The sequence below is a fragment of the Rhizobium lentis genome (genome assembly GCF_017352135.1).
Lineage (GTDB): Bacteria > Pseudomonadota > Alphaproteobacteria > Rhizobiales > Rhizobiaceae > Rhizobium > Rhizobium lentis.
This window is the reverse complement of record NZ_CP071457.1, coordinates 16586-32180: the sequence shown is the minus strand read 5'-3', so window position 1 is coordinate 32180 and position 15595 is coordinate 16586. Positions and strand designations below refer to the sequence as shown.

Here is a 15595-nt window from a genome sequence, read left to right as displayed (position 1 = left end):
ATTTCTATTGCGCTTCCGAAAAAAATGTAGAACGTTATATGGAGAACGTTCTACAAATGACCGGGAGGACTTGATGAACTTTCAGCCGGCAGCCATCGACGGCAATCTCGTTTCGCGCGCCTGGTCCGGCGACATGATCGCGCCGCTGTCGGACGGCGGCCAGGGAACGCCCGCGAGCTTCGTCTCCAAGACCTTCGATCACGATGGCGCCGGGCTTCCGGTCGAACTCTTCATCTCCGCGCTTGGCCTCTACCGCTGCTTCATCAACGGCGCCCGGGTCGGCGCCGACCTGCTGACGCCGGGCTGGACGAATTACGATGATCGCATTGCCTATCAGCGATACGACGTCTCGAGCCTGCTCAAGTCAGGCCTCAATCGGATCGAAATCTGGCTTGCGGACGGATGGTACCGCTCACCTTTGATGTGGGGCGCCAAGGCGATCCCGAACTGCTGGGGCGACAGGATCGGCGCCATCGCCGATCTGGTCGGCCCTGACGGCGTCATTCTTTCCACCGACACCACCTGGCGCAGCGGCCCCCTGCCGATCCGGAAATCGGGGATCTATTTCGGCGAGATCTATGATGCCCGCCAGGAAAATCTCAACGAGACCCATGGCACGGAAAGTCTGCCGTTCGACAGAGCGCTGCTCGTCGCGCATGAAACCGCGGCGGTGCAGGAGCTGCGGCCGCTTGTCCCGATCGAAAGCTGGACCGACGATGACGGCAGGACCGTCTATGATTTCGGCCAGAATGTCGGCGGCTACGTCAGATACACGGTCCGGGGTGTTGCCGGCACCGAAGTGCGGGTCGAGCACTCGGAAGTCCTTGGACCGGAACGCCATTTCGACAATCGCAACTATCGCGCCGCCGCCGCGCATACCCTCTATACGCTGCACGGAGATGGCGACGAGACCTACGCGCCGCATTTCACCTTTCACGGCTTCCGTTATGCCAGGGTGACGATCAAAGGCGATGCGGAGATTGTTGAAATCGCGTCGATCCCAATCTCCTCGGTGCCGGAACCGGCGGGCGGCTTCACCTCGGGCAATCCTCTCGTCAATCGCCTGGTTGAAAATACCATCTGGTCGCAGCGCGCCAATTTCATCGAAGTGCCCACAGATTGCCCGCAACGCGACGAACGCCTGGGCTGGACGGGTGATGCCCAAGTCTTTGCCGCAACCGCATGCTGGCTGAGCGACGGCCAGTCGTTCCTGCGGAAATATCTGCGCGATGTGATGGCCGACCAGCGCGAGGACGGCGCCGTTTCGCATTTCTCGCCCGACCCGACGCGTCTGCACCCCGGCAATTTCCCGGGCTATGCCGGCTCGACCGGCTGGGGCGACGCGATTGTCGTGATCCCCTGGGTCCTCTACACCCATTACGGCGACCGGTCCGTTCTTTCGGAGTGCCTGGGCTCGATGGTGCGCTGGGTCGATTTCGTCTGGTCCATCTCGGACGGCCCGATTGTCCATCCGCCCTCGCATTGGGGCGCCCGCGGCTTCACCTTCGGCGACTGGCTGCAGCCGGTCGGTGACAACAGAAAGCCGCGCCCGACGATTGCCGACGACTGCGCAGCCACCCTCTACCATTTCATCTCGACCGATCTTCTGGCGAAGATCGCAGCCGTCCTCGGCCAGCACGCGCTTGCGGTGCAGATGAAAGACCGCGCCGACGAAATCCGCGCGGCTTTTGCCAACGAATTCATCACGCCGGCTGGGCGGCTCGCCCATAACGACCAGACATCCTATGCGCTGGCTTTCCTGTACGACCTGATCCCGGGCGAGCATCATGAGGCGGCCCGCCAGCATTTCAGGCAGGCGATCATCGATGCCGACTACAAGATCGGCACCGGCTTCATCGGCACCCCTGCCCTCTTGCCGGCCCTGACGAAGCTCGGAATGGACGATCTCGCCGAGAAGGTCTTCCTGCAGGAGGATGTGCCGGGGTGGCTCTATCAGGTCTCGAAGGGAGCGACGACGATCTGGGAGCGCTGGGATTCGATGGCGCCCGACGGCACCATCTACGAACCCGATATGAACAGCTACAACCACTACGCCTATGGCGCCGTCTGCCAGTGGCTGTTCGAATGCGTCGCCGGAATTTCGCCAAGCCCGGCAGCACCGGGATTTGCCGAGGTGATCGTCGACCCTGCGCCGATCCCGTCGCTCTCGCCGGTTTCGGCCTATCACGATATCAGCCAGGGGCGCATCGAGGCCGGCTGGCTCTGCACGGGCAGCGAGGTCGCCTATGTGCTGACGCTTCCGGAAGGCTGCGTCGGCCGCTTCCGGCCGGGGCGGCGGCATCAGAACCCGTCGCTCAACGGAGAGCCCGTCATCGAGGAAGTAGTTCTCCCCGCCGGGACGCACCGGTTGGTCTTTTCCCTACCCAATATTTGAGGAGCGCATACGTCACACCGTTCAGAGGAGGAACGTCATGACACATCGGATAAAACTCGTTCTTGCGGGCGCATCCATGCTTTTGGCGCTGGTAGCGGCCAGCCCGTCGCATGCGGAAGTCACGCTGTCATTCCTGATCGACAATAGTCCCGACACGGTCGCTGCGGCCGAAGCACTGGTTGCGGCCTACCAGGCCAAAACGCCCGACGTGATCATCGAAATCGAGCAGCGGCCTGGCGGCGGCGAAGGCGACAACATCGTCAAGACGCGTCTGGCAACGGGGGAGATGCCCGATGTGTTCCTTTACAATTCCGGTTCGCTGCTGCAGGCGCTGAAACCTGCCCAGACGCTTGTCGACCTCAGCGGCCTCTCATCGCAGGCAAAGGTGGACGAAGGTTTCAAGACCGTCGTCCGCGCCGACGACAAGCTCTACGGCGTCCCCTTCGGCACGGCGATGGCGGGCGGCATCCTCTATAACAGAAAGATCTACCATGAGCTCGGCCTCTCCGTCCCGAAGACATGGGCGGAGTTCATGGCCAACAACGAAAAGGTCAAGGCTGCGGGCAAGGTCGCAGTCGCCCAGACCTATCGCGATACCTGGACCTCGCAGCTGTTCGTTCTGGCCGACTATTACAATCTTCATGCCGCCGTGCCGAACTTCGCCGCCGACTATACCGCCAACAAGGCGAAATATGCCGATACGCCGGCAGCCATGAAAGGCTTCGAGCGGTTGAAGGATGTTCATGATGCCGGCTTGATGAACGAGGACTTCGGCGCGGCAAGCTATGATGACGGGCTGAGAATGGTCGCGACCGGCGAGGCGGCGCACTATCCGATGCTGACTTTCGCAGTCGGCGTGCTCAAGCAGAACTATCCCGAGAATCTCGGCGATGTCGGCTTCTTCGCTCAGCCGAGCGATGACGCCGCAATCAACGGCCTGACGGTCTGGATGCCGCCTGCCCTCTACATTCCCGCCACCAGCCGGCATGTCGAAGAAGCCAAGAAGTTCGTGGATTTCGCCGGAGGTGTCGAGGGCTGCAAGATCATGATCGACACCAACACCGTTCAGGGCCCCTCCCTGGTCGAGGGCTGCGATCTGCCTGCCGATGTGCCCCCTGTGGTCAAGGATATGACCCCTTACTTCGAGGCCAAGGGCAAGACGACGCCGGCGCTCGAATTCGTTTCGCCGGTCAAGGGGCCGTCGCTTGAGCAAATCACGGTCGAAGTCGGCTCAGGTATTCGCCAGCCGGCCGACGCCGCGAAGCTTTATGATGACGACGTGCGCAAGCAGGCCAAGCAGCTCGGTCTGCCCAATTGGTAGCGATCCTTCGGGCCAATCACCTCGCTCCTGATGGAGCGAGGCTCCACCCGATCGAAGAGGTAGCCATGACCGAGACACGCCCCCGCTCGCGCAATTCGCCCTACCCACTGTGGTTCTTCATTCCGGCTGCGATCATCTATGGCGTTCTGTTTCTGCTTCCCACGGTCTCATCCCTCTGGTTCAGCCTCACGCGCTGGGATCTGACGACGGCCGAATTCATCGGGCTCGAGAATTTCCAGCAGTTCTTTTCCGAACCCTTCCTGGTCAAGGGGCTTGTCAACACGCTGATCTACGCCGTGACCACCTCAGGCCTGAAGACGGTGTTCGGACTGCTGCTCGCCGTGCTGCTGACCAGCAACATCTTTGCCCGTGGCTTCCTGCGCACGCTGGTCTTCTTCCCGGTCCTGGTTTCGACGATCGGCATCGGCATCACCTTTGCGGTGATGATGCATCCGACGAAGGGCATCATCAATGTCGCCCTCGAGACGATCGGCATACCGGGACCGGGATGGCTGACCAATCCGACGCTCGCGCTTTTTTCCGTGGCACTGGTCGATGTATGGAAGGGTGTCGGCCTCGCCACCCTGATCTTCATCGCAGGCCTTGCCGCGATCAGCCCCGACTATTACGAGGCGGCGCGGATCGACGGCGCCACGCGGCTCCAGCAATTCTTCCGGATCACCCTGCCGCTGGTGCGCCCCGCCACCGTCATCGTCGTGACATTGTCGCTGATCGGCGGGCTGCGATCTTTCGACCTGATATGGGCCATGACCCGCGGCGGACCTGGTTTCTCCTCCGATGTGATCGCCTCGGTCATCTACAAGCAGTATCAGGCTGGTTTCTACGGCCTGTCGACGGCCGGAAACGTCATCCTGTTTGCGCTGATCGCCGTCATCATCCTGCCGTTTACCCTGTGGTTCAACCGACGCGAGGTCGAGGAATGAGAAGCCTCCGCCCTTATGTGACGGGCGCGATAGCCCTTGCCGTTGCAGCCGTCATGTTTGTCATGCCTTTCGTTTTTGTCGCTCTGCAGGCGGTCAAATCGAAATCCGAAGCCTCCCGCCTCGACTTCGAACTACCCGAGCACTGGCTGTTCTGGGATAATCTCGTCGCCGTCTTCAAGGCGCGCGACTATCAGCTCGTGCTCGCCTATTTCAATTCCACCCTGATCACCGTCGTCTCCGTCACGATCCTGATCCTGCTGTCGGCGATGGTCGGCTATGTCATGCAGCGCCGCAAGACCGCCTGGAACCGGGTGGCCCTCATTGCGCTTTTCGCCGGTCTGATGATGCCGCCGGCTGTCGTGCCCACAATCGGCCTTTTGCAGCACATCGGGCTCTTCAAGACCATGACCGGCATGATCCTGATCCAGGTCGCCTACAATCTCTCCTTTTCGGTCTTGCTCTACCGGTCGTTCATCGCGACGATCCCGCGCGATCTCGACGAGGCGGCGCTTATCGACGGCGCCAAGCCGCGGCAGATCTTCTTCAGGGTCGTTCTGCCGCTTCTGAAGCCGGTGACCGTCACCAACATCGTCGTGCAGTCGATCGCCATCTTCAACGACTTCACCAATCCGCTCTACTACCTCCCCGGCAAGGAGAACGTGACGGTGCAGCTGACGCTCTATAATTTCCAGAGCATGTATTCGAGCCAGTACAATCTGCTCTTCATGAACATCCTCCTCGTGACGATCCCGCCGCTGATCGTCTTCATCTTCTTCAATCGCCAGATCGTCGCCGGCATGACATCGGGCGGAGTCAAAGGGTAGCAGGAATGGCTGAGCTCACTCTCAAGCAGGTTCGCAAGAGCTTCGGCGCCCTCGAAGTCATCAAGGGGGTCGATCTGGAGGTTGCCTCCGGCGAGTTCGTCGTTTTCGTCGGTCCGTCGGGCTGCGGAAAATCGACGCTGCTGCGCATCATCGCCGGCCTGGAGGAGACGACGTCGGGCACGCTGACCATCGGCGGCAAGGATGTGACCTATGCCGAACCCTCCGGCCGCGGCATTGCCATGGTGTTCCAGAGCTATGCGCTTTACCCGCATATGACGGTGGCCGAGAATATTGGTTTCGGCCTTTCTCTTGCTGGTCGCCCGAAGGCTGAGATCGCCGCCAAGGTGGCGGCGACAGCCGAAACGCTGCAGCTCAGCCATCTCCTGCAGAGAAAGCCGAAAGCGCTTTCCGGCGGTCAGCGGCAACGCGTCGCTATCGGCCGGGCGATCGTGCGTGATCCCAAGGTCTTCCTGTTCGACGAGCCGCTTTCCAACCTCGACGCATCGCTCAGAGCCCAGATGCGCCTCGAGATCTCAGATCTGCACGCGCGACTGAAGTCGACGATGATCTACGTCACCCATGATCAGGTCGAAGCGATGACCATGGCCGACAAGATCGTCGTGCTGAACGGCGGGACAGTCGAGCAGATCGGCAGCCCGATGGAACTCTACCGCAATCCGGCAACCCCTTTCGTCGCCGGCTTCATCGGCAGCCCGAAGATGAACCTCTATGGCGGCGAGACGGCGCGACGAATGAACTGCACGACCTATGGCATCCGCCCGGAACATATCCGGCTTTCCGAAACCGCCGGACAGTGGCAGGGCACAATCCGGCATGTGGAACGATTGGGGGCCGATGCGATCCTCTATCTCGACGTCTCCGACCTCGGCGAGATGGTCGTGCGCGCCGAAGGCGAGACGCCGTTTGCGTCCGGCATGACCGTCTGGGCAAATCCGGTCGAAGGAGCGGAACACCGGTTCTGAGACCGGGTAAAAGCCCCACCCGGAAGAGCAATCCTAAGCCCGGGACGCCTGGGTGCGATCGGGCCACGCGCCGGCGCGCGCCACCGTCGAAGCAAGACATGCGGTGCCGGAATTCACTGTTGAGATTGGCGCTATCGCCGCGATCGGCAATTGAACGGCGAGGCTTTGTCAGACGCGCCCGCCGCGCAGTTCACATTAAATGCCGGAGAGACGAGCGCGAAAGGCAAGGAGCGATCTCGGACCGTCTCAGGATAATCTCGCCGGGATGCTTGAGAAAAAACCGCCAGTTGCAAAGCCGTGACACGCGTTAACAACCTTCGAAAGAGGCGCCCGGACAACTTGCCTTTGTATCATTTAGTCTTTAAGGACGCCCCAATTTCCAAGGTGTAGGGGTTGAACCAGCATGTCGCACAACCAGACCATATCTTCGGAGCTTGGCGTGACGACCGGCGATCTCGATCGCTATTTTACATTTCTCCGCCATGTTCTCGTGAATGCAGCCGCGTCGCGGCCGGGCGACGAAAGCCTGGATTATGCAACTGCGATGAGTGAGGCCATGCAGCTCGCCCGTGCTACCCATGACGCCGGCCGCAAAATCATCTTCATCGGCAACGGCGGCAGCGCGGCCATTGCCAGCCATATGGCGACGGACTACTCCAAAAACGGCGGACTCCGCGCCATGGCGATGAACGACGGCGCGACGCTGACCTGCCTCTCGAACGACCTCGGCTATGAGAACGTCTTTGCAAAGCAGATCGAAATGCATGCGAATGACGGGGACCTGTTGGTTGCGATCAGCAGTTCAGGCAGATCGGAAAGCATTACCAAGGCCGTCCGCACCGCCCGCGAAAAAGGCGGCTCCGTTATCACCTTGAGCGGCTTCGCTCCGGGCAATCCGCTGCGCGCGCTCGGTGATCTGAACTTTTACGTCGCTTCCGATCAATATGGCTATGTAGAGATTGCCCATCTGGCGATCTGCCACGCCATATTGGATTTTTCCTGCGGGCTCGTCCCGCCCAGCCTTTCCTAAGAGCCATATCACGCGCATGAATTTCCCCCATACCCACGATCCGGAATTGACGCTCCTAACGCCCGACGACGACGTGACTGCCCCGGAAGTCACCATCCTCGTCCCCTCGCTCAACGAGGAATTGACGATCGGAACCTTCGTCGACTGGTGCCGTCAAGGCATCGCGGCAAGTGGAGCGGCGGTGGAAATCCTCATCGTCGACAGTTCGACCGATCGCACGCCGGAAATCGCGCGCGAGAGGGGTGCGCGCGTGTTGCGAACGCCGAAACGCGGCTTGGGCAGAGCCTACATCGATGCCATTCCCTTCGTCCGGGGCAAGTTCATCATCATGGGGGATGCGGACTGCACCTATGATTTTCGCCAGATTGCGCCGTTCATCGACGCGTTCCGGAAGGGAAATGAATTCGTCATGGGTTCGCGGTTCAAGGGCTCGATCGAGGACAATGCGATGCCGCCGCTGCATCGTTATTTCGGAACGCCCCTGACAACGTGGATTCTCAATCGCATGTTCGGCAGCCGCTTTTCCGACATCCATTGCGGCATGCGGGGCATCAGCGTCGATGCATTGCTTCGCATGGATCTGCGCTCGCAAGGGTGGGAATACGCCTCGGAAATGGTGCTGAAGTCCGTACACATGGAGCTTCGGACGACCGAGGTGCCGATTCACTTCCTGAAGGATCCGGAAGGCCGGCTGAGCCACATGAAGCGCCGAGGCTGGATGGAACCTTGGCGCGCGGGCTGGCGCAATCTGCAGGCAATGTTTGTCTACGGCTTCGATTTCTTTTTGATTTGGCCGGGTTTCCTGCTTCTGGCCCTCGGCTTGATCATAATGTTGCCGTTGCTCGCCGGACCTATGTCCATAGGGGGCGTACGGTTCTCGTCGAACGCCATGCTGTTTGCGATGGCTCTGGCCGTCCTTGGTCAATCAATGCTGGTTTCGGCAGCGATCGGCCGGGTGATATTTGACTATTCGGGACATGTGCAGCCTCGCTTCGAGCGGATCCTTCCTTACAACGCAACGATTTGGGGATCGGTTATCGCCGTTCTGGCAGGGGTTTTGCTGGCGGTTCCGCTGTTCGATTCCTATGTCGGGAACGGATATGTGCTGCCTGAGATCGGCATCGAGACCAACTGGGCTGTCTTCGGGCTGTGGCTTATCATCACGGCGTTCCAGATCTTTATATCAGGGCTCATGATACGAGCACTCGGGGTTATGCTGCCAATCAAGAAGCCTGTGCCGCCTCTCGCGGGATAAGATCGACGAAGGGGCTATGATGATCGTCGGCTGGTGCACGGTTCTGTCCATAATATTATGGGGCCTCGTGATCGACCGAGGCATCGCTGCCTGGCTCAACCGACGGTGCAATCAGCCCTTCCGCGACGGCACCGACTTTCTGCTCAGCGGTATTTTGCCGGCTCTGACGATTGCTGGCGGCGGCGCCACCTTTCTTGGCGCATTTCATGGCTTGAGATGGGAAGTCGTCCTTCCCATCGTGGCTGTCTCGATGGTTTGGCGGCGGCGCGATCTCGTCGCCGTTCTTTGCGACCTGGCTTCGCTGATTCGCAAAATCGCCGCAGAGGTGAAAAACGGAAATCCGCTTCCAGCGCTTGCAGCCCTCACATGCCTCATACTTTGCTATGTGTGGAGCGTCCTGTCCCTATTTCCGCCCAGCGTTGCCGACGTATGGGTTTTCCATATCCCTCTGGCGAACAGCATCATCGATCACGCCGGCTTTGTGTCACCGCAGATTGACCATCCCTTCTACGGCAATATCCCGCTCTTCTTCAATCTGCTGTTTGCTCTCGTCATGATGGTAAGCGGTCACTGGACCGGCGCGGCGATCATGAATATCGCGATTTTCTTCGGATTTCTGTTCCTGCTTTCAAGCTGCGCCAGTCGTTGGCGGGCATGCGGGTTTTTCCTGGTGGCCGCTCTTATCCTCATCACTCCCTTCTTCAGGGGAAGCGTCGGCGAACCGATGACGGACCTGGCGCGGTCGTGTTTCTCAGTCGCAGCCGTGCTTTTCCTGTGGCGTTATTTGGAAAGCCGGCGCCCGGCGGAGCTTTTTCATTGCGCGCTCGCGTTAGGGGGAGCGGTCGGCGGGAAATATACGGAACTGCAGATGGTTGGCCTCATGGGGCTTGCATTGATACCGATGCTTCTCAAGGGAAGGATATCACTGCCGCTCCTTCTGTCATGCCTCGGCGCATTCCTCGCAATCGCCGGTTATTGGTATGCGAAAAACCTGATCGTCCTGGGCAATCCGATCTATCCCTTCATGTTCGGGCATCCGGGCCTCACCGATGCCTGGATGGCGGATTACATGCTCGAACTGGGCAGGGCCTTCGATCCCGCCGACCGGCACTTCGTGACGAACCTTGCAACGCTGCAAGGCTGGCACGACTTCCTCTACATCCTTTACGACTGGTTTCTCGCCAACAAGCCGAATGCTTTCGTCGCTCTCGCTTTGATACTGGCCGGTCTGGCAGTGGCTTTCCGGCGCATCGCATTCCTCGCAGCGATTGTCGTTGCCATGTTCGTGATATGGTACACCGTCATGTTCAATCATATCAGGTGGGCAACGCCGGCCTATCTGCTTTTCTTTTCGACCGGCTTTATCGGCGCCTCCCTGGTTCGCGAGCGGCTGGATCAATGGCTCGACCGACGAGTGCTGCCGCAGATAGCCCCGCTTGCCAAAATTGCCTCTTCGCCAGCATGCATGGTCGCCAGCCCGGTGATCATAGGCTTGCTGGCCGGAGGGCTCTGGATTTCCCATTGGAATCGAATGGGCGGTAGCGACATTGACCCCGTCAAGGCGAAAGACTTCGACGTCGTGCTCGGGATGATCAGCGTCGATAAATACATGGAGAGCCATCGCGAAGCGTATTTCATGTACCGCTATATCGCAGATCACGACCTGCGAACCGTGTTTCAACCTTTCGATACGGCCAATACCTTATTGTCCGCGGCTTACAACGGCGGCCGCGATGGCGGCTGGCAATTGCCGCGCTACGTCCTGCCGGCACCGGGTACAGATATCGATGCTTTCATCAAAGCCAATCAGATAGCTTACTTCATCATTCCCCCCGATGCCGGCAGCGCTTTCCTCGCCGAACGCATTGGCGAAGACAAGATCGCGATGGCCAACAGCGTGATAGCCCGTATGATGCCTCGTTCCTCACTGATATTGACGGATCGCTTCGGCTGGAAGCTATACCGCTTCGACGCGGATCGGCCCTCGTGACTCCTTCTTCCCCCCGAGCATGGCTTCGCGTCGCCATACCAGTTCTGAAAGTGGCCGTGGCGCTTGGCCTCGTCATATGGATCGCACGCAGGGTCGATTTCGCAGAAGGGTGGGCAGCGGTCCGCAGCCTGCCGGTGACGACCATCTCAGTCAGCATCGTCCTGCTTCTCCTGCAGGCCCTGCTTTCGGCGTGGCGGTGGTGCCTTCTGACTGACATGATCGGGCAAAGGCTGAAGATGATAGGCGCCATGAAACTCTTCATGGAAAGTCTCTTCTACAATCAGGCTCTTCCAAGTCCCATTCCAGGCGATGCCGCCCGCATATTTGGGGCCATCAACTATGGCCTGACGATAAAGGAAGCGACGTTGGGCGTCGTTATGGACCGTATCCTCACTCTTTTCGGGCTGGCGGTCGTTGCGCTGATCGGGCTGATCATCATGCGCGCCTTTTACGGACACGCCTTTCCAATCCCCTATCTGGCCGAACTCACGGCCCTTGGCGTCGCGGGAACAGTCGCATCGGCCGTGGTCTTCAGCTGGCGTCGGCGATTGTTCATTCGTTTTCTTCCGGAAAAGCTGCACGCCCTGAGCGACGCGCTCGCGACTTTTCTGAGCCATCGGAGAACGTTCAGTATATTTCTGTTGACCCTCGTCATTCACGGAGTGAGCGTCGTAACACTTGAAATCCTGGTTCGCGGTCTTGGCCTCCCGCTCGATTGGGGCCAGGCGGCAGCCGCGTTCCCGCCAGTGCTATTGATCGCCATGGTTCCCATTTCCGTCGGAGGATGGGGCCTGCGCGAAGGCGGCATGATCATTTCGCTCGCCGTGTTCGGCATCGGCACGACGGACGCCGCAACACTGTCGGTGGTTTTCGGCCTGTTGCAGCTTGTGGTCGGCTTGGCCGGTGGTGTATTCGTCCTTTCGCGTCCTCATTCGGGAAAGATCAAAGCGCTCTGAAGAGCCTTAACAGATCATATGGAGCTGCCGACATGCATGCCTTGGTAACGGGAGGGGCCGGATTTATCGGCAGCCATCTCTGCGATCGCCTTCTGGATTCGGGTTATCGGGTAACCGCAATCGACAATCTTCATCTTGGCCGCATGCGGAATATAGATCATCTGCTGGGCCGGCCGGATTTCCGCTTCCAAAAGCTGGATATGCTCGATCGCGAGGGCATGGACCAGCTCGTCGCGACGGATCGTCCTGATGCCGTTTTCCATCTCGCCGCCAATTCCGATATTGCCGCAGGCAACGCCAATACGGAACTGGACCTGCAGCTGAACCAGCTGACGACGACGACGCTGCTTGCCATCATGCGCAAGCATGGTGTCGGCAGGCTTTTCTTCGCCAGCACTTCCGCCGTGTTCGGCGAAGCCGAAGGCAACATTCACGAAAATCACGGCCCGCTGCGGCCGATCTCGTTCTATGGCGCCAGCAAGCTTGCTGCGGAAGCCTATTTGTCCGTCTATGCGCTGTCATTCGGCATCAAGACGCTCGTGCTGCGCTTTCCGAATGTGGTTGGGGAACGCTCCACACACGGCGCGATCTACGATTTCATCAACAGGCTGAGGGACGATCCGACGAGACTTCAGGTACTCGGCAATGGAATGCAGACAAAACCCTATCTCTATGTCGGTGATCTGGTGGATGCGATTCTCCTCGCATGGAACAAGGCGCTTGGCGCCTATGAGGTATTTCACGCCAGCGGCATCGGCGAAACATCTGTTCGGGATATCGCCGAGATCGTAGTCTCGAAGGTCGCGGCCGGAGCCGCTATCGAATACGGCAGCGAAGACCGTGGCTGGCTGGGCGACGTGCCGCGCTTCAGCTACGACATAAGCCGGCTTGTCGCTCTCGGCTGGACGCCGAAGCGAAAGTCGACCGAAGCCGTTGAACTCGCCGTCGAGCGGATCCTGGCGAATGGGTTCTGAAACCGCTATCCGCGAGGCAATCATCATCGCCGGGGGCCTCGGTACCCGCGCGCGCAGCATGACGGGCGACGTCATTCCCAAGGCTCTTCTGCCTCTTGATGGCGTGCCGATCATTCTCAGGCAGATTCGCGTCCTCGCCCGCGAAGGCGTTCGGCACGTCCGTGTGCTCGGCGGCCATCTCGGCAGCCAGCTTGAGCCTGCCCTTGGCCCGGAAGCCGAAAAACTCGGCATTACGATCGACGTCTTCGTCGAGAAGTCCCCGCTCGGCACGGCAGGATGCCTGACGACTTTGGACACGATCGCCGATGACGTGCTGATCGTCTATGGCGACATGCTTTTCGATATCGATCTGTCGGCACTCGCGCGTCATCGTCGGCAATTTCCTGCCGCCTTGACGATCATTGCGCACCCCAACGATCATCCGCGGACATCCGATATCGTCGTTCAAAAGAACGGCTATCTCCAGCGCCTGTTGCCCCGCAAGGCGCCGCGCGATGCGGATTGGCGCAATCTCGTGCCGGCCGGTTTGTACGTGGCTTGCGGCCAGTTTTTCGAGGCTCTCGTGCCGGGGCAACCGGCCGACATGATCCATGATGTCATTCCCGGTCTCCTCGAGCGTTCCATCCCTGTCGCAATTTATGATACGCCCGAATATATGAAGGACACCGGCTCTCCGAGCCGACATGCCGCCGCGGCCGAGGATCTCCGGCAGGAACGGGTTCATGCCGTCCATCTGTCGGTTCGAAGACCCGCGGTGTTTTTCGATTGCGACGGCGTGCTCAACGAAGACGTCGGCGGCCATGGGATCATTCATCCCGACCAGGTGAAGCTGGTCGGCCGAGCCGGCGAAGCGGTGCGGCTCGCCCGCCAGGCCGGCTTCCTTGCGGTTGCCGTAACCAACAGGCCGCAGGTCGCCAAAGGCCTGCTGGATGAAGCAGGTCTGGATCATGTTCTTGGTCGCCTGGAGGCCGAGCTTGCCGAAGACGGCGGCGTGCTGGACCGTATCTATTTTTGTCCGCACCATCCGGACAAAGGATTTCCCAACGAAGTCGCCGAACTCAAGATCGACTGCGCTTGCCGCAAACCGGGAGATCTGATGATCCGCCAGGCCATGGCGGAATTGCCCATCGAAAAAGCGAAATCCGTCATCATCGGCGACAGTTTGCGCGACATAGGTGCGGGCCGCAAGGCAGGCATCTGGGCCTATGGTGTGCGGACCGGTTACGGCCTGCGCGATGAAAAGAGCTATCCCGCCACCGAAACAGCGATTCCGCACGCCGATCTCATTTTCGACACGGTCTACGACGCCGTTCGCTTTCAATGCAGCTACGGGGATATTGGGCAATCGCTCTTCAGAGCGATTGATGACCGTCTTCCAGATGCGACCGGCCCGCTGCTCGTCAGCATATGCGGTCGCTCCCGCTCGGGGAAAAGCACTTTCGCGCACGCCGTTCAACGCATCCTCTCGGAGGCAGGGCGCAGGGTGCTGAGGCTGGAGCTCGACCGCTGGATAGTGCCGCTCGAACATCGAAACCCCGATATGAGCGCGGAACAGCGCAGCAGGGTAGAACTCTATCCCGAGATCGTCAGCACCCTGCGCCGATCCGGACAGGTCGAAGCGCCCGGTTATGACGCGGCAAGCCGCGGCCAGCTTAGGGGCACCACCGCCTATGACGCGCGAGATGCCGAGGTCATCCTCCTGGACGGCATTTTTGCCGGGCACGCGTCGATCCGCGGACAGGTCGATATGGCTGTCTTCGTCGAAGCGTCGCAGCACACGCTGCTGGACCGCTTTCACACCTTCTACACCTGGAAAGGCCTCACGCCGGTCGCCGTCGAAGGGCTCTGGCAGTCGCGAATTCAGGAAGAGTGGCCGAGGATCGATCTCCAACGGACATCGGCCGATTTTGTCGTCAATCTCGAGGAGACAACCCTTTGATCGTTTCATCCGCACCTTTTCGGGTCAGCTTCGCCGGCGGCGGCTCGGACATCGCGTCCTATTACCGCCGGCAAGCCGGAGCGGTCCTGTCCTGCGCGATAGCCAAGTACAGCTTCGTCATCGTGCACAACTACTTCAACGAAAACAAATACCATCTGAAATATACGCGCACCGAGCTCGCCGACACGCTTGAAGAGATCGCGCATCCGCTGCTGCGTGAAGCACTGCGCATGCATCGGGTCGAGCCCGGCATCGAAGTCGCCTCCGTCGCCGACATTCCCTCCGGGACCGGACTCGGATCGTCCAGCTCCTTTTCCGTGGCGCTGATCAACGCGCTCTACGCCCACAGATCGCGCTTTGCCTCCAAGGATCAGCTGGCGGAAGAGGCCTGCAAGCTTGAAATCGATATCCTGAAAGAGCCGATCGGCAAACAGGATCAATACGCGGCCGCGCATGGCGGCTTGAACTTCATCGAGTTCAATTCCAACGGCGGCGTCAACGTACAGCCGGTCGTCCTCAGCTCCGAAAAGATGGCTGAGCTCGAGAGCAACATTCTCCTGTTTTTCACCGGAAGTCAGCGCGATACGCGCTCTGTGCTGTCGACGCAGGTACAGGCGATGGAGACGGACGAAGATAAATTCCGCACCGTCGAGCGCATGGTCCAGTTGGCCTACGAAATGCGCGACATCCTGATGAGCGGGGATCTCGGTGCCTTCGGCGAAGCGCTGCATCGCGGATGGATGATGAAGAGATCGCTGACCTCGAAGATCACCAACAGCGCGATCGACGAATTTTACGATGCCGCGCGTGCTGCCGGCGCGATCGGCGGCAAGCTCGCGGGCGCCGGCGGAGGCGGTTTCCTCGTTCTCTATTGCCCTAGAGACCGCCAGGCGAAAGTCCGGCAAGCGCTGTCGGAGCTCAAGGAAATCGAGTTTCGTTTCGACTGGAGCGGCGCGCGTATCGCCTTTGCACAATAGAGGGCGT

General features: G+C 59.9%; 12 protein-coding genes and 1 pseudogene. All 13 read left to right on the top strand.

The features are described from left to right. The first annotated feature begins 73 nt into the window (after positions 1-73). Positions 74-2395 carry an alpha-L-rhamnosidase gene (locus tag J0663_RS28425; RefSeq protein ID WP_207246115.1) on the top strand — a complete coding sequence of 774 codons (2322 nt, stop codon included), beginning with the start codon at positions 74-76 and terminating at the stop codon, positions 2393-2395. 37 nt (positions 2396-2432) lie between these two features. Continuing rightward, the gene (locus J0663_RS28420; RefSeq protein WP_207246114.1) at positions 2433-3716 is read left to right on the top strand and encodes an ABC transporter substrate-binding protein; all 1284 of its coding nucleotides are present in this window, start codon (positions 2433-2435) and stop codon (positions 3714-3716) included. Between the two features lie 65 nt (positions 3717-3781). Next, positions 3782-4660, top strand: a complete 879-nt coding sequence (locus J0663_RS28415; protein ID WP_207246113.1) for a carbohydrate ABC transporter permease — start codon at positions 3782-3784, stop codon at positions 4658-4660. Beyond that, positions 4657-5484 (top strand): carbohydrate ABC transporter permease, encoded by an 828-nt coding sequence (locus tag J0663_RS28410; RefSeq protein WP_207246112.1) that lies wholly within the window; start codon positions 4657-4659, stop codon positions 5482-5484. Before J0663_RS28415 ends, J0663_RS28410 begins: the two co-directional genes overlap by 4 nt. A gap of 5 nt (positions 5485-5489) precedes the next feature. After that, positions 5490-6467, top strand: coding sequence for an ABC transporter ATP-binding protein (locus J0663_RS28405; RefSeq protein WP_207246111.1), 978 nt, complete (start codon positions 5490-5492; stop codon positions 6465-6467). Between the two features lie 43 nt (positions 6468-6510). Next, a pseudogene (locus tag J0663_RS31465) lies at positions 6511-6621 on the top strand (RidA family protein); the annotation flags it as partial. A gap of 249 nt (positions 6622-6870) precedes the next feature. Beyond that, a complete protein-coding gene (locus J0663_RS28400) occupies positions 6871-7497 on the top strand; it encodes an SIS domain-containing protein (protein ID WP_207246110.1) in 627 nt (208 codons plus the stop codon). Positions 7498-7513: 16 nt separating this feature from the next. After that, a complete protein-coding gene (locus tag J0663_RS28395) occupies positions 7514-8752 on the top strand; it encodes a glycosyltransferase family 2 protein (RefSeq protein WP_207246109.1) in 1239 nt (412 codons plus the stop codon). Between the two features lie 19 nt (positions 8753-8771). Beyond that, positions 8772-10742 (top strand): hypothetical protein, encoded by a 1971-nt coding sequence (locus J0663_RS28390; RefSeq protein ID WP_207246241.1) that lies wholly within the window; start codon positions 8772-8774, stop codon positions 10740-10742. Then, complete coding sequence (locus tag J0663_RS28385) at positions 10739-11698, top strand: lysylphosphatidylglycerol synthase transmembrane domain-containing protein (RefSeq protein WP_246590470.1); 960 nt, start codon at positions 10739-10741, stop codon at positions 11696-11698. Before J0663_RS28390 ends, J0663_RS28385 begins: the two co-directional genes overlap by 4 nt. Positions 11699-11730: 32 nt before the next feature. Continuing rightward, entirely contained in the window at positions 11731-12672 is a 942-nt protein-coding gene (locus J0663_RS28380; RefSeq protein ID WP_207246108.1) for an NAD-dependent epimerase/dehydratase family protein, read from the top strand. Next, positions 12662-14611 (top strand): HAD-IIIA family hydrolase, encoded by a 1950-nt coding sequence (locus J0663_RS28375; RefSeq protein WP_207246107.1) that lies wholly within the window; start codon positions 12662-12664, stop codon positions 14609-14611. Before J0663_RS28380 ends, J0663_RS28375 begins: the two co-directional genes overlap by 11 nt. After that, positions 14608-15588: a GHMP family kinase ATP-binding protein gene (locus tag J0663_RS28370; RefSeq protein WP_207246106.1), complete on the top strand. Its 981-nt coding sequence runs from the start codon at positions 14608-14610 to the stop codon at positions 15586-15588. The genes J0663_RS28375 and J0663_RS28370 overlap by 4 nt, the downstream gene beginning before the upstream one ends. Positions 15589-15595: the final 7 nt, after the last annotated feature.